Here is a 19,745-nt window from a genome sequence, read left to right on the forward strand (position 1 = left end):
GCCTCGCCAATCGCGGCGCAGGCGTCCTCCTCCCCGGGGGGCGTAGCGATGGCGTATGGGTGGGGCGTAGGAAAATCGGCAGGCGTAGGAGTCGGCGGCATGCGAGGCACGCCGCCGATGGTTTCATGCAGAACCGAAGGCTCTCATGCGAAGGCCCTCATTCGGCCTCATCGTCACCGTGCCGGGCCAACCAGTCACGCAGGAAGACGATCTCGGCCTCCTGGGTTTCGATGACCTCTCGTGCCAGGTCGCGGATGGCCTCGTCCTCGCCGTGCTCCAGCGCCACACGGGCCATGTCGATGGCGCTCTGGTGATGGGCGACCATGCCGCGGGCGAAGTCGAGATCGGCATCGCCGCTGAACTCGGCCAGCACGTCGCGATGCATGCGCTCGGCGATCTCGCGATAGGCCTGTACGGCCGGGTTGTCGGCGTGCACGTCGACATCGGGCTCGGTGACCGCCTCACCCGGGTCCTCGCCGTCGTCGACCGCCGCCTCGCCGTCATCCGCCTCGCCCTGGCCCTGCTCCTGCCGCGCCCCGTTCTGCTCGGCCTCGACCTGCTCGATGCGCTCTTGCGCCTGGGCTTCCTCTTCGGCGGCCGCAGCACCGCCCGCCAGCCAGGCGCCGCCGACCAGGAGGAGGGACAGCGCCGAGAGATGACGGGCTATCGGGGTGTATGACATGGCTCTCTCCTTTACCATGGAATTACGATGTAAACTGGTGTCGCGCAGGCCATCGCGCCTGTCAGCCAGGGAAACCCTTCACCAGCGAGACTACCATGGACTGGAACCCCGCCCTCATCTGGTTGGCCATCGCCCTGTTGCTGGGGCTGGCGGAACTCTCCTCCGGGGGGTTGGTGCTGCTGTCGCTGGGTGTCGCCGCCGCCCTGACCTCGGCCCTTGCCGCCCTGGGGTTCACGCTGCCCTGGCAGCTGCTGGCCATGGGCGTGTTCTCGGGCATCCTGATTCCACTCGCCATCAAGGTGATCCGCCCCTGGTTCTCACCCAGCGGAGTGTCCTATGGCACCACCGGTACCGGCGTGGAGCAGGGGCGCACCTATACCACGCTGAAGCGTGACTTCGATGGCGCTTGCGGGATCAAGATCAACGGCGACTTCTACCGCCTGCGTGTGGCCGAGACCGGCGAGACCGAACTTGCCGAAGGCACGCTCGTGGTCTTCCAGCAGTTCGACGGCACCACCGCCATCGTCAGCCACGTCCAGCCGCACTGAACAACGAGCAAGACACCCGCGCCGAAGGATGGCGCCTCTCCTACCCACGCATCGAATGAGGGAACATGACCATGGATCTACCCATCAACCCGGGGCTACTGCTGGCGCTCATCGTCGTCGTGATCGGCATCCTGATCGTCGCCAAGGGGCTGGTGATCGTACGCCAGTCGGAGGTCATGGTGATCGAGCGCCTGGGCTCGTTCCACCGCCTGCTGGAGAGCGGCATCAACATCATCATTCCGTTCATCGAGCAGCCCCGCGCCATCACCATGATCCGCTACCAGAAGCGCGGCGAGGAGTTCTTCCCGGTGACTACCAGCGAGGTGCGCATCGACCGCCGCGAGACGGTCATGGACTTCCCCGGCCAGCCGGTGGTGACCACCGACAACGTCACCGTGCGCATCAACGGCGCGCTCTACTTCCAGATCATCGACCCGCGCCGCTCCGTCTACGAGGTGGAGAACATGAGCCAGGCGGTGGAGGTACTGGCCAAGACCACGCTGCGTTCAGTGGTGGGCAAGATGGAGCTCGACAAGCTGTTCGAGTCGCGCGCCGAGGTCAACAACGAGATCCAGGCCGCCATGGAGGAGCCCGCCTCCAAGTGGGGGGTGAAGATCTCGCGGGTCGAGGTGCAGGACATCGCCATGCCCGAGGAGGTCGAGGAAGCCATGCGCCTGCAGATGGCCGCCGAGCGCAAGCGTCGCGCCACCGTGACCGAGGCCGAGGGCGAAAAGGCCGCCGCCATCGCCAAGGCCCAGGGCCAGCGCGAATCGGCGATCCTCAACGCCCAGGGTGACAAGGAATCGGCCATCCTGCGCGCCCAGGGCGAGCAGGAGTCGATCAAGCTGGTCCTCAACGCCATCGGCGACAGCGACGAGCACAAGCGCACCGTGGTGGGCTACCTGCTCGGCCAGAGCTACATCAAGGCGCTGCCGACCATGGCTCAGGACGGCGAGCGGGTGTTCGTGCCCTACGAATCCTCCGCCCTGCTCGGCTCCATGGGCATGTTCCGCGAGATGGCCGGCTCGCCGGAAGACAGCGTGGCGCAGCACCTGCGCAGCGGCGACCGCCAGAGCGGCTTTCGCAGCGGCATCGTCGGCGGAGCGGCCAGCAGCTAAGCGCCGCACCCAAACCTTGCCAGCTGCATTTCCTGCAGCCGGCTGAGGGTGCGCCGGAAGGCAAACGACAGGTAGCCATGGGGGTAAAGCTCCTCCATGGCGACCTCGGCTTCGATATGGAGCGGCACGCGGCGGTCGTAGCACTCGTCGACCAGGGCGATGAAGCGGCGCACCCCATCGTCGCGCCGCGACAGCGGCGGCAGCTCGCGCTCCCCGGCCTCGATGCGCTCGGCGCCATCCTCGGTGCCGCGGGCGATGCGTCCCGCCGAAGCGGCATCGCTCAGGCGCGGCACTTCGCTGAGCAGAACATGATCGAATTCGTCGGCCAGCGCGATGAAGTCGAGCGCCGCCAGCGGTTGCTCGCACAGCTCGGCGTAGCGACACCACACCACCCGCCCGCTGCGCCGCTCCACCGCGATGCGTCGATGTCCCAGCTCGATGGGCTCGTGGCGCGTCGTCTGCCCCTCGCTCAGGCGCTCGAAAACGGCCCCCAGTTTGCTCGGCTCCCCGGGCTCGGCCACCCAATAGCGCCGCCACGCCTGGCCGGGGTGCAGGCGATGGTCGTAGCCGCCGTCCAGCTCCACCACTTCCATATGATGCTCGATGGCCGCGATGGCAGGCAGGAAACGCTCGCGGTTGAAGCCGTCGGCATAGAGTTGGCTCGGCGCCTGATTGGAGGTACATACCAGCACCACACCGTGCTCGAACAGCGCCTGCAGCAGGCGGCCGAGCAGCATGGCATCGGCGATGTCGCTGACGAACAGCTCGTCGAGGCAGAGCACGCGCACCTCGGACGCCAGCTCACGGGCCAGCGCCGCCAGCGGATCGACGGTGCCGCCCAGCTGGAACTGGCGCTGGTGCACCCAGCGCATGAAGTGGTGGAAGTGCAGGCGTCGGGCAGGCACGCCGAGATGACGATGGAAGCCATCCATCAGCCAGGTCTTGCCGCGGCCCACCGGCCCCCACAGATAGACGCCTGGCACGGCCCCGCGCCCTTTCGTGGCCCCCGCGTCGTGCAGCGCCTGGAAGCACACCTCGAGCCGCGCGGCAGCGGCCCGCTGAGCCTCGTCCGGAGCGAAGCCGTGACGCTCCACCGCCTCGCGGTAGAGCCCAAGGGGCGAAGCTGCCGTCATGCCTCGAGCTGGCGCCGCATGATGGTGACGTCTTCGCCGCGGTAGCTCAGCTCCTCGTGGTCGCGCCAGCCGAGCCGGCGGTAGAGCGCCTGCTGGTCGGGGGTGAACAGGTAGAAATGATCGACGCCACAGGCGACGGCCTCCTCCTCGACCCGCCGGATCAGCGTCGAGGCGATGCCCTGCCCGCGCCACTCCGGCAGCACGAACACCGAGGCCAGCCAGGGGGTGAGGTCGGGGCGGGTGTCCATGTCCTCGGCCATCAGCGCCGCCGTGCCCACCGGCTGGTCGCCCGCCATGGCCACGAACACCGAAGGCACGCCGCCGTCACCGCACTCGCGGCGAAAGGCGTCGCGCCAGGTATCGGCCGTGAAGTCGGGGTTGAGGTGGCCCCATTCGGCATGGGTCCAGCTCGCCACGGTAGCGACATGGTCCGAGTCGGGGCTCAATCGAATGATATTGATCGGATCCTGCATGGCCATGCTCTCTCCTTGATGCATTCGGATATGGCTGCCGCTTCGCTTTGGCAGATCTCACAGGGATTCTATCCTGAGATGACACGGACCGGAGAACGCCAGGCGCTTAGCGAGGCGCAGGCAAGGAGAGCGATATGGCAGTGTCATTGAAAAAACTCGAAGAGCAGACTCTCGTGATTACCGGGGCCACCAGCGGCATTGGCCTGGCGACCGCACGCCGGGCCGCCGACCGCGGTGCCCGCCTGGTCGTCGCGGCCCGTGACGGGAGCGCCCTGACCGCGCTGGTGGACGAACTGCACCAGCGTGGCGCCGATGCGACCTATGCGGAGGTCGACGTCGGCGACCCCGATCAGGTCCGCGCGCTCGCGGCGACCGCCATCCAGCGGTTCGGCGGTTTCGATACCTGGATCAACAACGCCGGCGTCTCGCTGTTCGGCTACCTGACCGACCAGCCGCTCGACGATCAGCGGCGGCTGTTCGAGACCGACTTCTGGGGCGTCGTCCACGGCTCGCTGGAGGCGGCCCGCCACTTCGGGCTGCGCACCGATACTCATGGCGGGGCGATCATCAACCTCGGCTCGGTGGTCTCGGATCGGGCCATTCCGCTGCAGGGCATGTACTCGGCCTCCAAGCATGCGGTCAAGGGCTTCACCGATGCGCTGCGCATGGAGCTGGAGGAGTTGGGGGCGCCGGTTTCGGTCACGCTGGTGAAACCGGGCAGCATCGCCACGCCCTTTCCCCACCACGCGGGCAACCGCATGGACGTCGAGCCGACCCTGCCACCGCCCCTCTACGAGCCGAATGTGGTAGCCGAAGCCATCCTGCACTGCGCCGAACATCCGCGGCGCGACATTCGCGTCGGCGGCGCCAGCAAGGGCATTGCCATGCTTGGACAGCTGGCACCGCGCTTGGCCGATCGCATCATGCGGCGCAGCATGATCCCGCGGCAGCAATCGGACCAGCCGCCACAGGGGATTGGCGGGCTGCACCGGCCCGCCCCGGGCGTCTGGCAGCGGGCCGAGTTCGAGCACCCGGTCGCCCGCCGGAGCCGCTACACCCAGGCGGCGATGCACCCGGCGCTGACCGCCACGGCCATCGTCGGCGCCGTGCTCGGTGTCGCCGCCCTCACCGGCACGGCACGGCGACAACGCCACTGACTCGCCACTGACTCGCCGCTACTCCCGGAGCTTGACGCTCGGTCTATCCCAGTTGGAAGGGATAGACCGAGCCGATGTCGAGGATTCGGGTGAGTTCATCCAGCGCGGTAAGGGTCTCGTCGGCCAGCTGCGGGTCGGCCAGGTCGTCGGGCGCCAGGCGGTCGCGGTAATGGCGCTCGACCCAGGCGGCGAGTTCGCCGTGCAGCGCGTCGGTGAGCAGCACGCGGCCGGTCAGCGCGGCACGCTCCTCGGCGGAGAGTGCCACCCGCAGGCGCAGGCAGGCGGGGCCGCCGCCGTTGCGCATGCTCTGCTTGACGTCCTTGACGATCACCTCACCGATGGGATTGTGACCGGCCAGCAGCAGATCCTGAATGGTGCGCCACACCGCCTCGCGCTCCTGGCATTCGCCAGGCACCACCAGGGTCATGCGGCCGTCGGGGTTGCTCAGCAACTGCGAGTTGAACAGGTAGGAGGCCACGGCATCCTCCAGGCTCACCGCCTCGCCGGGCACGCGCACCGGAATCAGCGGTGTCGACATCTTGCTGCGCAGCTCATCGAGGGTGGCCTGCTCGTCGAGGAAGGCCATCTCGTGGTAGAGCAGCACCGGCCCGTTGCCCACCGCGATCACGTCGTTGTGGAACACGCCGGCATCGATGGCCTCGGGGTGCTGCTGGGCGAACACCGTCTGCGCCGCGGCGAGGCCGTGCTGGCGGGCCACCGCCTGGCTCGCTTCCAGCGTCTGACGTGCGGGAAAGCGCTTGGGCTCATGCGCTGGATCCCCGCCGAAGGCTTGGCGGCCATAGACGTAGAGATGCACGCCGGCCTCGCCGTGCTCGCCACACAGCCGCGTGTGGTTGGCCGCCCCTTCGTCGGAAAAGGCCGGCGTGGCCGGCAGCGCCGGGTGGTGGGCGAAGTGGGCCTCGTCGCGGAAGATCGCCGCCAACACGCGGCCGGTGGTCTCCGGCTCGAGAAAGCGGTGGAAGCTCGACTGAAGGTTGGCCGGGGTGAAGTGCGCCCGGCCGTCCGGCGCATCGCGGCTGGGAGTCACGGTGCCGGCGTTGGCCGTCCACATGCTCGAGGCCGAGCACACCGCGCGCAGCACCTGGGGCGCCTCGGCGGCCGCCCGGGCCAGCACCTCGCGGTTGCTGCCGGTGAAGCCGAGCGAGCGCAACGCGCCGAGGTCGGGGCGCTGCTGGGGTGGCAGCACGCCCTGGGCGTAGCCGGCATCCATCAGCGCCTTCATCTTGGCCAGCCCCTGCAGCGCCGCCTCGCGAGGGTTGGAGACCAGCCCGCCGTGGCGCATCGAGGCCACGTTGCCGTGGGCCAGGCCCGAGTAGTTGTGGGTCGGCCCCACCAGGCCGTCGAAGTTGACTTCCCGGTAGTCGGTTTTCGTCGCTTGGCTCATAGCACCACTCCGGGCGGCAGGCTGTCGGGCAGGGTGAGGCTCTCGGCCTCCATCGAGGCCACCGGATAGGCGCAGTAGTCCGCTGCGTAATAGGCACTGGGGCGATGATTGCCGCTGATGCCCACGCCGCCGAAGGGCGCGTCGCCGGAGGCGCCGGTGGTCTGGCGGTTCCAGTTGACGATGCCGGCGCGGATGCGCAGCAGGAAGTCGTCCCAGTCGGCGCGCTCGCCGCCGATCAGGCCGGCGGCCAGGCCGTAGCGGGTGTCGTTGGCGAGCCGCAGGGCCTCGTTCCAGTCGTGGTAACGGTAGACCTTGAGCAGCGGGCCGAAGTGCTCCTCGTCGGGCACGTCGAGGCCGGTGACGTCGATCAGCGCCGGCGACAGCAGGCTGGTGCCCTCCTGCAGGCACTCCATGCGCGACAGCACCACGCCGCCCAGCGCCTCCAGCGCGTCCTGGGCCTCGAGCAGGCCCTGGGCCGCCTCCGGGCTGACCAGGCCGCCATAGAACGGCGCCGGTTCCTCGAACTGCCCGGCCACCCGCAGGCGGGCGATGGCGTCGACCAGGGCGTCGAGCAGATGGTCGCCGACCTGGCCCTCGGGCACGATCAGCCGACGCGCACAGGTGCAGCGCTGGCCGCCGGAGAGGAAGGCCGACTGCAGGATGGTGAGCACCGCGGCGTCCTGGTCATGCACCTCCTTGACCACCAGCGGGTTGTTGCCGCCGAGCTCCAGGGCGAGGATCTTCTCCATCTGGTCGGCGAACTGGCGATTGAGCAGACCGCCCACGCGGGCGCTGCCGGTGAACAGCAGGCCGTCGATACCCGGGTGCGAGGAGAGCGCCTGCCCCACCGGCGCGGCGCCCTGCACCAGGTTGATCACCCCGGCGGGCAGGCCCGCCTCGTGCCAGCACTGCAGGGTCAGGTCGGCGGTCAGCGGGGTCTGCTCGCTGGGCTTGAACACCACCGTGTTACCCGCCAGCAGCGCCGGCACCATGTGCCCGTTGGGCAGATGGCCGGGGAAGTTGTAGGGGCCGAACACCGCCATCACGCCGTGCGGGCGATGGCGCAGCACGGCGGTGGTGTCGCCGACGTCGCGGCTGCGCTCGCCGGTGCGCTCCTGGTAGGCACGTGCCGAGATCGCCACCTTGCCGATCATGGCGCCCACCTCGGTGCGCGCCTCCCACAGCGGCTTGCCGGTCTCGCCGGCGATGGCGCGGGCCAGGTCCTCGCGGTGGGTCTCCAGTTGCTCGCGGAAGCGCTCGACCACGCTCAGGCGTTCGGCGAAGCCGAGCCGGGCCCAGCCCGGGAAGGCGCCACGGGCGGCCTCTACCGCCGCTGCCACCTGGCCGTCGCTGGCGGCGGCGCCCTGCCACAGGGTCTCGCCGGACACCGGATCGCGCTTGGTGAAGCGCGTTGCCTCGCCCGGCTGCCAGGTGCCGCCAATCATCAGCTGTTGCATCGCTTTCATGAAGTCTCCTCGGTATCCAGTACGCGCAGGGAGTCACCGGCCACCACGCCCAGGCGCTTTGCCTCCGCCTCGCCCAGGGTGAGGGTGCCCTCCTCGTCGGGGCCGTGAGACACCCAGGCGGCGCGGAAGTCGGCCATCGTCGTGCTCGCCGCCAGCCAGCGCGGGCGAGCGGGGGGCGGCTCGTCGCTGGCACGGATCTCGACCCGGCAGCGGCGCGACTTGCGCACCGCGCGTACGTCGTCGATGTAGGCCTCCACCGTCGGCCCGCCGTCGAAGATGTCGATGTAGCCCTCCCAGCGCAGCCCCTCCTGCTTGAGCATGGCCAACGCCGGGCGGGTGTCTCGGTGGACCTGGCCGATGCAGGCCCGCGCCTCGTCGGAGAGAAACGGCGTGTAGATCGGGAACTTGGGCATCAGCTCGCCGATGAAGCTCTTCTGGCCGAGCCCGGTGAGGCGGTCGGCCTCGTCGAAGTCCAGCGGGAAGAAGTGGCTGCCCAGGCACTCCCAGAAGGGACTCTTGCCGCGCTCGTCGAATACGCCGCGCATCTCGGCCAGCACCTTGTCAGGGAACTGGTCGCGAAACTCGGCCATGAACAGCCAGCGCATCATCGACAGCAGTGCACCGTTGCGCTGGTGCGCGCGCTCCTTGCCGCGAAAGCCGGGGCGCAGGAACAACGAGGCCACCTCGGCGTCGCCGGTATGGTCGGAGCTGAGGAACAGGGTGTCGATGGTGCGATGCAGGTCGAGCTGCACCGACGAGTGCGCCAGCGTACCCAGGCGATAGTGGTAGAACGGCACCTCGCGCCCCACCTGGCCCTCGATGGCGCAGCAGCCGGCCAGCTCGCCGCTCGCCTCGTCCTCCAGCACGAAGAAGTAGTTGCGCCGGTCGGGCGGCGTGCGCTGTTCGAAGGCGGCGACCGCGGCGGCGATCTTGTCGCTGAGGAACTCGCGGTTATCCGGCAGCGAGGTAAAGCCGACCCCGGTCTCGCGGGCGATCTTCTGCAGCTCGTCCAGGTCGCCCTCGGCAATCGGTCGAATACGCATCACAGCTCCCCCTCGTCGAAGCCCGCTTCGTCGTCGCCGGCGGACGGCAGCGCCAGCGGCGCGGCCAGTACCGCCCGCCCCTCCTCCACGCCGAGCAGCTCGGCGTGCTCCGGCGAGAGCATCAACTGGCCGGTGGGCGACAGCGCGTAGCGCGCCACCACGCAGCGGAACTCGGCCAGGCGCTGGTTGGCGATCATCGCCGGCTCGGCGTCCGGCAGGGCGTGAGCCGGGCGTACCCGTACCGGATGCCAGGCGGCGCGGCGGAAGGTGTGCAGGCGATCGCGCTCGCCCTTGATCACCGGCCCCGCGTCGAACAGATCGACATGACGCGAGCGCATGAAGCCCTCGGCCAGCATCTCGGCCATGGCCGCCTCGTGGGCGGGGTGCTCGCGGCCGATGGCGGCCCGCGCCTGGGGCGTGAGCAGCGCCAGGTAGAGCGGGAACTGCGGCATCACCTCGGCGATGAAGCTCTTCGAGCGCACCCCGGCGAGATAGTTGATGTCGTGGTAGTCGCGCACGAAGAAGTGGCGCCCCACGCTGTTCCAGAACGGCGACTCGCCCTGCTCGTCGAGATAGCCCGGAAACGCCATCGCCAGCACCTCGGCGAAACGCTCGGGGTACTGGGCGATGAACATCAGCCGCGCGCGGCGCAGCAGGCTCTCGGCGCTGGTGCCGCGGTAGCGCGGGTCCAGCGACAGGGCGCACAGCTGGGTGGTCTCGGAGACCTCGTGGGAGAGCGACAGGGTCTGCACCTCGCGGCGCACGTTGAGCTGCTGCGAGGCGTGGATCAGGGTCTCCTGGCGGTAGGTGTAGTAGGCCTCCCGCGCACCGGCTTCGGCGCGCAGGGTGGCGGTGCCTACGACCTCGTCGCGCTCGAGATCCTCGAGCACGAAGGTGTAGTGCTCGTCGCCGGGAAAGTCCACCTCGCGCCCGAACGACTGCCGCGAGCGCGCAATGCGCTCCTCGAGACGATCGCGATGGGCCGGCAGGTTGGTCAGGCTCGGCGTGGCCAAGCCCGCCAGCCGCTCCAGGGCCGGCAGGTCGGCCGGCCGAACGGGGCGTACGACCATCATGGCGGGATCTCCTGGTCGATGGGCGGTGTCGCGCATGGCTCGGCCAGCTTTCACTGGGCCGCCACCAGCCGCGCGATGGCACGCTCCAGCCGCGCCATGCCCTCGGCGATGTCGGCTTCGGGAATCACCAGCGAGGGGGCCATGCGCAGCACGTTGGGGCCGGCGATCAGGGCCATCACGCCCTCCTCGATGGCCAGCGGCAGGATGTCCTTGGCGCGGCCCTCGTACTCGGGGGCCATCTCGGCGCCGATCAACAGGCCCATGCCGCGGATCTCCTTGAACACGTCATGCTTGCGGTTGATCGCCTCGAGATGCTCGCGGAACAGGTCGTGGCGCTGCTTGACGCCGCCCAGCACCTCGGGAGTGTCGATGTGCTCCACTGCGGCCAGGGCCACCGCCGAGGCCAGAGCGTTGCCGCCGTAGGTGGAACCGTGGGTGCCGATGGCCAGCGCCGGGGCGACGCGGTCGGTGGTCAGCATGGCGCCGATGGGGAAGCCGCCGCCCAGCGCCTTGGCGCTGGTGAGGATATCCGGCTCGATGCCGTACTCCATGTAGGCATAGAACGAGCCGGTGCGGCCCACGCCGGTCTGCACTTCGTCGAAGATCAACAGCGCGTCGTGGGCGTCGCACAGGTCGCGCAGCCCCTGCAGGAATTCACGTTTGGCCGGCACGATGCCGCCTTCGCCCTGCATCGGCTCGACCATCACCGCGCAGGTGTCGTCGTCGATCAGGTCGCGCACGCTGTCGAGGTCGTTGAACTCGCCGTGAACGATGCCGCCCGGTACCGGACCGAAGCCCTGGGAGTACTTGGGCTGGCCGCCGACGCTGACGGTGAAGAAGGTGCGCCCGTGGAAGGACTGATAGAACGACACGATGCGATGCTTGTGCTCGCCGAAGTTGTCGTGAGCCCAGCGCCGCGCCAGCTTCAGCGCCGCCTCGTTGGCCTCGCCGCCGGAGGAGCAGAAGTAGGCCTTGTCGGCGAAGGTGCGCTCGACCAGGGTCTTGGCCAGCTTGAGCGAGGGCTCGTTGGTGTAGACGTTGGAGAGGTGCCAGAGCTTCTTGCCCTGCTCGGTGAGCGCCTCGACCAGCAGCGGGTGGCAGTGCCCCAGGGAGTTCACGGCGATGCCGCCGGCGAAGTCGATGTATTCGCGCCCCTCCTGATCCCACAGCCGGCTACCCTCGCCGCGCACCGGAATGACTTTCTGGGGGGAGTAGTTCGGCACCATGTACCGGTCGAAGTCGGCGCGGCTCGGGGTGTGGCTCATCTCGGTCTCCATTCCTGCAAAGGGTTGATAGCAACGCAGTGATGTCAGTCGAGTATAAGGAGCCTGGCCGCTGGCGGCTTTCAGCTATGGGACCCCGATTTGTATAAAAGGGCTGTGGCAGGAGAGGAAGCAAAGGGGGCGCGACCCGTTCGGGCCGGCTAGAGGCGCTCTTCGCGCGGCGTCACGCCGAAATGGTTGCGATAGGCGGTGGAGAAGTGAGCCGGCGAGGAGAAGCCCGTCTTCATGGCGATCTCGCCGGCAGGCAGGTCGCTCTCGCGCAGCAGGCGGCGCGCCTCCTTCAGCCGCAGGTCGAGGTAGTAGCGGCCGGGCACCGCCTGCAGGTACTTCTTGAACAGCCGCTCGAGCTGGCGGCGCGAGATACCGAGGTGCTCGGCCAGCTCGTGGGTGGTCAGCGGCTCCTCGATGTTGGCCTCCATCAGCATCACCGCATCCACCAGCGGCGCCGGGGCATGCCCCAGACGGGCGCGCAGCGGCACCTGCTGCGGCTCGTCGGCCATGCGCACCCGCTCCAGCACGAAATGCTCGGAGACCCGCTCGGCCAGCTCGCTGTCGTGGTGGGAAGCGATCAGCGTCATCATCATGTCCATCGCCGCCGTACCGCCGCCGCAGGTGAGGCGGTCGCGGTCGATCTCGAACAGCTGCTGGGTGAGGCGCACGCGGGGGAAGTCGCGGGTGAAGGCGGCGAAGCGCTGCCAGGGCAGCGTGGCCCGGTAGCCGTCCAGCACGCCGGCGCGGGCCAGCAGCTCGGTGCCGCCACCGACCCCGACCAGCACCACGCCGCTGCGTCCGAGCTGGCGCAGCCGGCCCGGCAGGGCACTCTCGTGCATGGCCGGCAGCGGGCTGGGTGCGCAGACCACCAGCATGTCCAGTTCGGTCGACGCCAGCTCGAAGGGAGTACAAGCCGCCTGGCTGAGATCGGCCATGCTGGCGACCTCACCGCCTTCAGGCGAGAAAGCCTGCAAGCGGTAGAGCCGACGCCCGGCCAGTTGGTTGGCCACCATCAGCGGCTCCAGCGCACAGGCCTGGGCCAACAGCGAGAAACCCGGCAGCGTCAGCACACCGACCCAGCGAGTCGGAGGCTGACGAGAAGCGGTCGAGGGGGAATCGGGCATGCCACAACGCCATTGCCGGAACGAAGCTGAAATGGTACTCGATCGGCAGCGTTGGCAATACCGGGCCAGAGCAACGCGTCAGCCGATGTGGCACGTCGAGACGGGACTCAGTCGACGAGACGCGAGAGCAACAGCGTGATCACGACGATCCCGACGAGAATGGCGACGCCCAATACCAGCCAGTGCACGCCCTTGGCCGGTCGCCTGGCTTCCGGCTGGTCGGCGTCGGGCTGCGGGTGGGCGAAATCCTCGGGCAGCCGCTCCTCCATGAGATGCTGCTTCTTTTCCTCCGGTGTCCTGCTCTCCCTGGTATCCATGGCGGACCTCCTCTGCCGCTGGGTTCGCCCGCCAAGGAAAACGCGTGGCGGGCCTATAACGTCACGACATCGAAGCTGACATCCGGGTTCACGTCGGCGTCGTAGTCGACGTCATCGCGCTCGAACCCGAACAGCTTCAGGAACTCGTGCTTGTAACCAGCATAGTCGGTGATCTGGAACAGGTTCTCGCTGGTCACCTGGGGCCACAGGTCCTTGCACGCCTGCTGCACGTCGTCGCGCAATTCCCAGTCGTCCAGGCGCAGGCGGCCGGCCTCGTCGGTGGTGTACTGCCCTCCATAAAGACACTCGCCGAACAAGCGGTTGAGCTGCTCGATCGTGCCCTCGTGCAGGCCCTTCTCCTTCATCACCTTGTAGACCATGGCGATGTAGAGCGGCATGACCGGAATCGCCGCGCTGGCCTGGGTCACCACCGACTTGAGCACCGCCACGTTGGCGCCGCCGCCGCTGGCCTTGAGCCTGGCGTCGATTTCACCGGCAGCACGGTCGAGGTCTTCCTTGGCCTTGCCCAGGGCACCGTGCCAGTAGATCGGCCAGGTGATCTCGGTGCCGATATAGCTGAACGCCACGCTGCGGGCGCCAGGAGCCAGGACGCCGGCCTTGTCCAGCGCATCGATCCACAGCTCCCAGTCCTCACCGCCCATCACCGCCTTGGTGTCTTCGATCTCCTGCTCGGTGGCGGGCTCGACCTCGGCCTCGATGATGGTGTCCTTGTTGGTGTCGATGGCGGTGGCGCGGTAGGTCTCACCGATCGGCTTGAGGCTGGAGCGCTTGAGCTCGCCCGAGTCGGGCAGCTTGCGCACCGGCGAGGCCAGCGAATAGACCACCAGGTCGACCTGGCCCATGTCCTGCTTGATCAGCTCGATGGCCTTGTCACGCGCCTCGTGGGAGAAGGCGTCGCCATTGATCGACTTGCTGTAGAGCCCCTCGGCCTTGGCGAACTTGTCGAAGGCGGCGGCGTTGTACCAGCCGGCGGTGCCGGGCTTCTTGTCGCTGCCGGGCTTCTCGAAGAACACGCCCAGGGTATCGGCGCCGTAGCCGAACGCCGCGGTGATGCGAGCCGCCAGGCCGTAGCCGCTGGAGGCACCGACCACCAGCACCTTCTTCGGCCCGTTGGCCTTGTCGAACTGACGGGCACGGGTCGCCTCGATCTGCTCGAGCACGTTCTTCTCGCAGCCGACCGGGTGAGTAGTGGTACAGATGAAACCGCGGACCTTGGGTTTGATGATCACGACAGACCTCGTTATTGGTGTTGCAGCGCCGCCTGGGGCGCCGGATCGGTACGAATGGGCAGTGGCGACATTCTAGCGGCCATGCTTGCGTCTGTCCGCACTTGAGCGACGATGACACCTGGGGCACGATGCAACCCCGGCAATGCCATGGCAGGAGATGGGTATGAACGCACAGGCGCTTGTGGACGAACGCGGCGAGCTGTGGCTGGCGCTGGCTCCGCTGTGGCTGGATCGCGAGCCCAGCGAGAGCGACTTCGCGCACATGGTGGAGGTGATCCAGCGCCAGAACCTGACGCTGCGCGAACTGGAATGGGTCTTTCGCCTGGAACTCGCCCCGGTGCTGGTGCGCAACCAGGTGTCGATCGCCGGCCAGTGGCGCGACTTCGACGACTATCGGCTGATGCAGCAGCTGGTCGCCCACAACCTGCGGCTAAAGGGCTGGCGGCGCAAGAGCTGGGCGCTGTTCTCGGGGCTGACCACGATGATGACCCGGCACCGCTGGAACGAGCTGATGGCGCGCGTGATGATGGCGCGGGGGGAGTCGCCTCACGCCTGACCCGATACGGTCGCAAGGCGCGGGCCGATGGCGGCGCCTAGGGCTGGAACCTCTCGTCGAGAGCCTCTTCCAGGGCCCGCTCGAGCACCTGGCCGTCGGCACGCGGCGAGAAGCGTTGGATGACCCGACCGTCCCGGGCCACCAGGAACTTGGTGAAGTTCCACTTGATCATGCCAGTGCGCATCACCCCCGGCGCCTTGCGCTTGAGCTCGACGAACAGCGGATGTGCGCCGGCACCGTTGACCTTGACCTTCTCCATCACCGGGAAGGTGACGCCGTACTGGCTCGAGCTGAAGGCGCAGAAATCCAGCGCCGTCTCCGGCGACTGGCGGGCGAACTGATTGCAGGGAAAGGCGAGCACGGTGAAGCCGCGGTCGCGATGGCGGCGGTAGAGGCGCTCCAGCTCACCGAGCTGGGGCGTGAAGCCGCAGCGGCTGGCGACGTTCACGATCAACAGCACCTGCCCCTGCAGGGCGCGCAGGTTGAAGGGCTCGCCGCGAAAGGTGCGGCATTCGTGCTCATGGATGGCCATGTCTTGCCTGCCTCGCTGTCCTCTCACCATGCCACGTTTCACACGTAGCACCCCTCAGCGCACCGAGGCAACCTTGCCTCGGGCCTGCCCAAGCCAGGCGTTCTTTGCACGCTGCCCCCAAGCCTACCGAGAAGCGGCAGCGCCGTCACGTTCGCTGCGCATTGACCGCTCCCGGACGACTGCCCATGCTGGGATGACAGCGACATCGAGGAGCGCTGCCATGCGCGACACTGCCCCCCGCCGCCGCCTGGCGACCCACGAAGTGGTCAACCAGCCCGACACCCCCGGCGACCGCGACCTGCTGGCCAGCGACCTGCCGCTGCGCGAGACGCTGGAGCGCGACGCTCCGGCCTGGGTCGCCGAACGCCTGGCGCCGCTGGGTCGGGGCGCCGGCAGCTCCCACGTACAGGAGCTGGGCGAGGCCGCCAACCGCCACCCGCCGGAGCTGCGCCTGTTCGACCGCCACGGCCGCCGCCTGGACGAGGTGCGCTACCACCCCGCCTACCACGAGCTGATGCGCCTGGCCATGGAGGGCGGCTGGCACGCCGTGGCCTGGCGCGAGGAGGGTCGTGGCGGGCACCAGGCGCATGTCGCCGCGCTCTACCTGTTGACCCAGGCCGAGCCGGGCTTCTGCTGCCCGGTGACCATGACCCATGCCGCCATGCCGGTGCTTCGCCGCAGCCCCGAGATCGAGGCCGAGTGGGCGCCGGGGCTGCTGGCCAGCGCCTACGACCCCCGCGCCCTGCCCGCTCGGGAGAAACGCGGCCTCACCTTCGGCATGGCCATGACCGAGAAGCAGGGCGGCAGCGACGTGCGCCGCAACACCACCCGCGCCGAGCGCGACGGCGAGGGCTGGCGGCTGACCGGCCACAAGTGGTTCTGCAGTGCGCCGATGTCCGACGCCTTCCTCACCCTGGCCCAGACCGACGAGGGGCTGACCTGCTTCCTGGCGCCGCGCTTCACGCCCGACGGCGAGCGCAACGCCATCGAGCTCCAGCGGCTCAAGGAGAAGTGCGGCAATCGCGCCAACGCCTCGGCGGAGATCGAGTACCGTGGCGCCTGGGCCGTGCGCGTCGGCGAGCCCGGCCGCGGCGTGGCCACCATCATCGACATGGTGCAGCAGACCCGACTGGATGCCGCCACCGCGCCGGTGGGCATGATGCGCCAGGCCCTGGCCGAGGCGTGGCGCCACGTTCGCCAGCGCCACGCCTTCGGCCGGCCGCTCGCGGAGCAGCCGTTGATGCAGGCGGTGATCGCCGACCTGGCGCTGGAGGTTGAGGCCGGCCTGGCGCTGGTCATGCGCAGCGCCCGCGCCTTCGACGGCGACGCCCGCGGCGAGGCCCACGAGACGGCCCTGGCACGGGTGCTGCCGACGCTGGCCAAGTACTGGCACAACAAGCGCGCCCCGGGCTTCATGGCCGAAGCCATGGAGTGCCTCGGCGGCATCGGTTATGTCGAAGAGGCACCGCTGGCTCGGCTCTACCGCGAGGCGCCGGTGAATTCCATCTGGGAGGGCTCGGGCAACGTGATCTGCCTGGACCTGCTGCGAGTGCTGGCGCGTCATCCCGAGTCGATCGCCGCCCTGCGCGCAGAGCTCGGCGCCGCTCAGGGCGTGCAGCAGGACCTCGATCTGGCCCTGGCCGGCCTGGAGCACGACCTGGCGCTACCTGCCGAAGCGCTAGAGCCCCGTGCCCGCTGGCTGACCCAGCGCCTGGCCCAGGGCCTGCAGGCCGCGCTGCTGCTGCGCCATGCCCCCAACGAGGTGGCCGAGACCTTCTGCCGCTCGCGCCTCGGCGTCGAGGCAAGCCCGGCTTACGGCGTGCTGCCGGCCGGTTCGCCGCTGGCGACGATCCTGGCGCGAATCGGCGACTGATCGGAGGCCAGCGCGGGAATCTCGTTGGCCGGCACCGGGCGCGACAGGCCGAACCCCTGCACGTGGGTACAGCCGAAGCGAGCCAGGGTGGGCAGGCAGTCGAGCTCCTCGACGCCCTCGGCCACCACGCGGATCCCCAGGCGACGGCCGAGCAGGGCGATGGCCTCGACGATCGCCGCGTCCTGGCTTTCCTGCTGCAGGTGGCGAACGAAGCTGCGGTCGATCTTGAGCTCGCTGATGGGCAGCATCTGCAATCGCGAGAGCGACGAGAAGCCGACACCGAAGTCGTCCACCGCCACCTCCATCCCGCTCAGGTGCAGCCGCGCGGCGATCTCCGAGCCCAGCAGCTCGTCGTCCATGGCCGCCGTCTCGGTGATCTCCAGTATCACCAGCGGTGAACCCTCCGGCGCCAGTTGGCGGCTGAGCGCCGGCAGCTGCGACTCCATCAGATCGTCGGCGGTGACGTTCACCGACAGCGACAGCAGTACGCCCTGCTCGCGCCAGCGCTGGGCATCGATCAGCGCCTGCTCGAGCACGTGGCAGGTCAGGCGCCGGCTCTGCGCGGCAGTGAGCATGGGCAGGAAACTGGCTGGGCCGATCAGGCCGATCTCGGGGTGTGCCCAGCGCACCAGGGCCTCGACCCCGCTCAATCGCCCGCTGGCCAGCTCGAACTGGGGCTGGTAGTGCACGGTGAGCTCGCGCCGCTGGAGCGCCGACTCCAGCTCCTCGGCAGAAAAGAAGGGGCTATCCTCGGGCACGATGGCCGGCTTGCAGCCAGGACGCAGCCGATCGAGGCGCTGGCGGAGCTCGGCCAGTCGCATCGGCTTGTCCAGCGAGCCGAGCATCTGCAGCCCCAGGGTACGGCCGACCCGCTCGGCGATGCGCGAGATCTTGCGCTCGACGCCGCCCAACAGCAGCACCCAGCCGGAAAACTCCCGCTCGGCCAGCAGCCGCAGCAGCTCGATGCCATCCGGGTCGCCGAACTCGAGCCCCATGATCACCAGCTGTGGAGAACACTGCTCGAGCTCTGCCAGCAGCGCATCGGCGCGCCGATAGCAGCGGCTCTCCAGCCCCAGCACATGCAGCTGCAGCGATAGAATCGCCACCACATCGGGATCCTCGTCGAGCACCAGGGCCAGGGCTCGCTCTTCTTCTTCGTCGTATTCCGCCAAAAGGTTCATCCAGGGATCCCGCTCACGAATTATTCTGAGGCTACCATCATCCCTGACGACCAGCCGGCTCAGCTGTCAACGCTCGCCCCTCAGCCGAGAGGACCGACCACCACGCGCAGCGCAAGCGCCAGCAGCATCACGCCGGTAACGCGATGGATCCAGTGCGCCCGCGCCTGCAGCCAGGGCAGCACGCGCGAATGGGTCAAGGATACCGCCACCAGCACGTACCAGCCGCCGTCGATGATCATCGCCGTGGCGACGATGGTCGCCTTGGCCGCCAGGCTCATCTCCGGCGTGACGAACTGGCTGAGCAGGGCGATGAAGAACAGGATCAGCTTGGGATTGCCCAATGCCACCAGCATGCCCTCGCGGGCCGCCTGGCCGCGGGTAGTCGCAACGCCGGCCGCTTCCAGCGCCGCCGCCCTGCCGGCACGCAGCGCCTTGATGCCAAGCCAGGCCAGGTAGGCTGCCCCGCACCAGGTAATCACCTGGAACAGCGCGGGAAAGCGCACGATCAGCGCCCCCAGCCCGAGCACCGTGAGCAGGGCATAGAACCCCACGCCCAACGCATGGGACAGCGCCGCCACGATGCCGGGCGCACGCCCGCCGCCCAGCGTGTGGCGCAGTATCAGGGCCAGGCTCGGCCCCGGTGACATCGCGCCCATGGCGCACACCGCCACCAGCGACATCCAGAGTGAAAGCGGCATCTCCCGTTCCTCTTCGGTTCTACGCCCGTGCCTCGGTTCAACGGTGGAACTGTCCTTCCCGTTCGGGCTGCCACAGGATCGCATCGATGCGCAGGCGCGCCTCCCCACCGCCAGGTAGCGGCCAGTCGATCTCGTCGCCAATGCGCAGCCCGATGAGCCCGGCCCCGATGGGTGCCATCACCGAGATGCCGTCCTCGGTCGCCGCCAGCGCGTGGGGATAGACCAGCGTACGTATCATCTGGCGGCTGCGTGTCAGGTCGGTGAACTGCACCTGGCTGTTCATGCTGACCACGTCCGCCGGGATCTCCTCGGGATCGATCACCTCGCCGCGCTCGAGCTCCTCTTCCAGGCAGTCGGCGACGAATCGATCCTTCTCGTCCGCCTGGTCGATCAGGCGCTGCAGTCGCTCCGCATCCAGGCGGTTGATGATGATGGGGGGACGAGACGACATACGACCTCCTTGGCGCCGACAGCAGGCAACATGCTGGCGGCCATGCAACGAAAACAGCCCTTCGCCCCGGAGGGGAGAAGGACTGTGACTGTCACTATCATAAGCCCAAGCCTGAAGAATGTCAGGCCCGCCCGTGCTTCCCGGCGGCCTAGCGTTCGGGCCGGTGCCGTGCCGTCGCCAGCAGCACGCCGGCCAGGGCGACCAGCGCGACGCCGACGAATGCACCCGGGCTTTGCTGCTGCCAGCCGAACAGCGCCAGCACCACTCCCAGGACGCCGAGCCCCCAGGCAAACCGCTTCACACCCATACCGCCTCCTCGCATGCGTTTATCGGTCAGCATGCAGCGGCCCGGCAGGCACATCAAGACGCTTGACGTGGCACGGCGCTTGCG

Annotated in this window: 21 protein-coding genes; 5 read left to right on the top strand and 16 right to left on the bottom strand. The window is 68.7% G+C overall.

The genetic code is table 11. The features are described 5' to 3' along the window. Window positions 1-157 precede the first annotated feature (157 nt). The gene (locus I4484_RS17510) at window positions 158-682 is read right to left on the bottom strand and encodes a DUF305 domain-containing protein (RefSeq protein ID WP_197448502.1); all 525 of its coding nucleotides are present in this window, start codon (window positions 680-682) and stop codon (window positions 158-160) included. 95 nt (window positions 683-777) lie between these two features. Here I4484_RS17510 and I4484_RS17515 point away from each other — a divergent pair, with 95 nt between their 5' ends. Continuing rightward, complete coding sequence (locus I4484_RS17515) at window positions 778-1,230, top strand: NfeD family protein (RefSeq protein ID WP_197448503.1); 453 nt, start codon at window positions 778-780, stop codon at window positions 1,228-1,230. 71 nt (window positions 1,231-1,301) lie between these two features. Continuing rightward, the gene (locus tag I4484_RS17520) at window positions 1,302-2,348 is read left to right on the top strand and encodes an SPFH domain-containing protein (RefSeq protein WP_197451101.1); all 1,047 of its coding nucleotides are present in this window, start codon (window positions 1,302-1,304) and stop codon (window positions 2,346-2,348) included. Here the strand turns inward: I4484_RS17520 and zapE are convergent. After that, complete coding sequence (zapE, locus tag I4484_RS17525; RefSeq protein ID WP_197448504.1) at window positions 2,345-3,481, bottom strand: cell division protein ZapE; 1,137 nt, start codon at window positions 3,479-3,481, stop codon at window positions 2,345-2,347. The genes I4484_RS17520 and zapE overlap by 4 nt on opposite strands. Then, window positions 3,478-3,960: a GNAT family N-acetyltransferase gene (locus I4484_RS17530; RefSeq protein ID WP_330932869.1), complete on the bottom strand. Its 483-nt coding sequence runs from the start codon at window positions 3,958-3,960 to the stop codon at window positions 3,478-3,480. The genes zapE and I4484_RS17530 overlap by 4 nt, the downstream gene beginning before the upstream one ends. A gap of 128 nt (window positions 3,961-4,088) precedes the next feature. Here I4484_RS17530 and I4484_RS17535 point away from each other — a divergent pair, with 128 nt between their 5' ends. Continuing rightward, the gene (locus tag I4484_RS17535) at window positions 4,089-5,111 is read left to right on the top strand and encodes an SDR family oxidoreductase (protein WP_197448505.1); all 1,023 of its coding nucleotides are present in this window, start codon (window positions 4,089-4,091) and stop codon (window positions 5,109-5,111) included. A gap of 43 nt (window positions 5,112-5,154) precedes the next feature. Here the strand turns inward: I4484_RS17535 and astB are convergent, their stop codons facing one another. The 8 genes from astB to fabV all read right to left on the bottom strand — a co-directional run bounded on the left by astB (window position 5,155) and on the right by fabV (window position 14,063). Further along, window positions 5,155-6,516 (bottom strand): N-succinylarginine dihydrolase, encoded by a 1,362-nt coding sequence (astB, locus tag I4484_RS17540; protein ID WP_197448506.1) that lies wholly within the window; start codon window positions 6,514-6,516, stop codon window positions 5,155-5,157. After that, window positions 6,513-7,982 carry a succinylglutamate-semialdehyde dehydrogenase gene (gene astD, locus I4484_RS17545; protein ID WP_197448507.1) on the bottom strand — a complete coding sequence of 490 codons (1,470 nt, stop codon included), beginning with the start codon at window positions 7,980-7,982 and terminating at the stop codon, window positions 6,513-6,515. The genes astB and astD overlap by 4 nt, the downstream gene beginning before the upstream one ends. Then, on the bottom strand, window positions 7,979-9,025 hold the full coding sequence (gene astA, locus I4484_RS17550; protein ID WP_197448508.1) for an arginine N-succinyltransferase: 1,047 nt from the start codon (window positions 9,023-9,025) through the stop codon (window positions 7,979-7,981). Before astA ends, astD begins: the two co-directional genes overlap by 4 nt. Then, on the bottom strand, window positions 9,025-10,098 hold the full coding sequence (locus I4484_RS17555) for an arginine N-succinyltransferase (RefSeq protein ID WP_197448509.1): 1,074 nt from the start codon (window positions 10,096-10,098) through the stop codon (window positions 9,025-9,027). The genes astA and I4484_RS17555 overlap by 1 nt, the downstream gene beginning before the upstream one ends. Before the next feature lie 50 nt (window positions 10,099-10,148). Continuing rightward, window positions 10,149-11,363, bottom strand: coding sequence for an aspartate aminotransferase family protein (locus I4484_RS17560; protein ID WP_197448510.1), 1,215 nt, complete (start codon window positions 11,361-11,363; stop codon window positions 10,149-10,151). A 158-nt stretch (window positions 11,364-11,521) separates the two neighbouring features. Continuing rightward, entirely contained in the window at window positions 11,522-12,496 is a 975-nt protein-coding gene (locus I4484_RS17565) for a GlxA family transcriptional regulator (RefSeq protein WP_197448511.1), read from the bottom strand. A gap of 107 nt (window positions 12,497-12,603) precedes the next feature. Further along, complete coding sequence (locus tag I4484_RS17570) at window positions 12,604-12,813, bottom strand: hypothetical protein (protein WP_197448512.1); 210 nt, start codon at window positions 12,811-12,813, stop codon at window positions 12,604-12,606. 53 nt (window positions 12,814-12,866) lie between these two features. Continuing rightward, entirely contained in the window at window positions 12,867-14,063 is a 1,197-nt protein-coding gene (gene fabV / locus I4484_RS17575) for an enoyl-ACP reductase FabV (protein ID WP_197448513.1), read from the bottom strand. Between the two features lie 163 nt (window positions 14,064-14,226). On the opposite strand from fabV, the gene I4484_RS17580 reads away from it, so the two are divergent. After that, window positions 14,227-14,619 (top strand): hypothetical protein, encoded by a 393-nt coding sequence (locus I4484_RS17580; protein ID WP_197448514.1) that lies wholly within the window; start codon window positions 14,227-14,229, stop codon window positions 14,617-14,619. 37 nt (window positions 14,620-14,656) lie between these two features. Here I4484_RS17580 and I4484_RS17585 read toward each other — a convergent pair whose 3' ends face one another. Beyond that, the gene (locus I4484_RS17585; RefSeq protein WP_197448515.1) at window positions 14,657-15,151 is read right to left on the bottom strand and encodes a glutathione peroxidase; all 495 of its coding nucleotides are present in this window, start codon (window positions 15,149-15,151) and stop codon (window positions 14,657-14,659) included. Between the two features lie 220 nt (window positions 15,152-15,371). Between I4484_RS17585 and I4484_RS17590 the strand changes: the two genes are divergently transcribed. Continuing rightward, window positions 15,372-17,024 carry an acyl-CoA dehydrogenase family protein gene (locus tag I4484_RS17590; protein WP_197448516.1) on the top strand — a complete coding sequence of 551 codons (1,653 nt, stop codon included), beginning with the start codon at window positions 15,372-15,374 and terminating at the stop codon, window positions 17,022-17,024. Here the strand turns inward: I4484_RS17590 and I4484_RS17595 are convergent. From I4484_RS17595 to I4484_RS17610, 4 genes are all read right to left on the bottom strand, one after another. Continuing rightward, a complete protein-coding gene (locus I4484_RS17595) occupies window positions 16,964-18,205 on the bottom strand; it encodes an EAL domain-containing protein (protein WP_197448517.1) in 1,242 nt (413 codons plus the stop codon). The genes I4484_RS17590 and I4484_RS17595 overlap by 61 nt on opposite strands. A gap of 80 nt (window positions 18,206-18,285) precedes the next feature. Then, the gene (locus I4484_RS17600; protein ID WP_197448518.1) at window positions 18,286-18,903 is read right to left on the bottom strand and encodes a LysE family translocator; all 618 of its coding nucleotides are present in this window, start codon (window positions 18,901-18,903) and stop codon (window positions 18,286-18,288) included. A gap of 37 nt (window positions 18,904-18,940) precedes the next feature. Beyond that, the gene (rnk, locus tag I4484_RS17605) at window positions 18,941-19,354 is read right to left on the bottom strand and encodes a nucleoside diphosphate kinase regulator (protein ID WP_197448519.1); all 414 of its coding nucleotides are present in this window, start codon (window positions 19,352-19,354) and stop codon (window positions 18,941-18,943) included. Window positions 19,355-19,502: 148 nt separating this feature from the next. Continuing rightward, window positions 19,503-19,661: a hypothetical protein gene (locus I4484_RS17610; protein WP_197448520.1), complete on the bottom strand. Its 159-nt coding sequence runs from the start codon at window positions 19,659-19,661 to the stop codon at window positions 19,503-19,505. Between the last annotated feature and the right edge of the window lie 84 nt (window positions 19,662-19,745).

The sequence above is a fragment of the Halomonas sp. SS10-MC5 genome (genome assembly GCF_015992245.1).
GTDB classification, from domain to species: Bacteria; Pseudomonadota; Gammaproteobacteria; order Pseudomonadales; family Halomonadaceae; genus Halomonas; species Halomonas sulfidoxydans.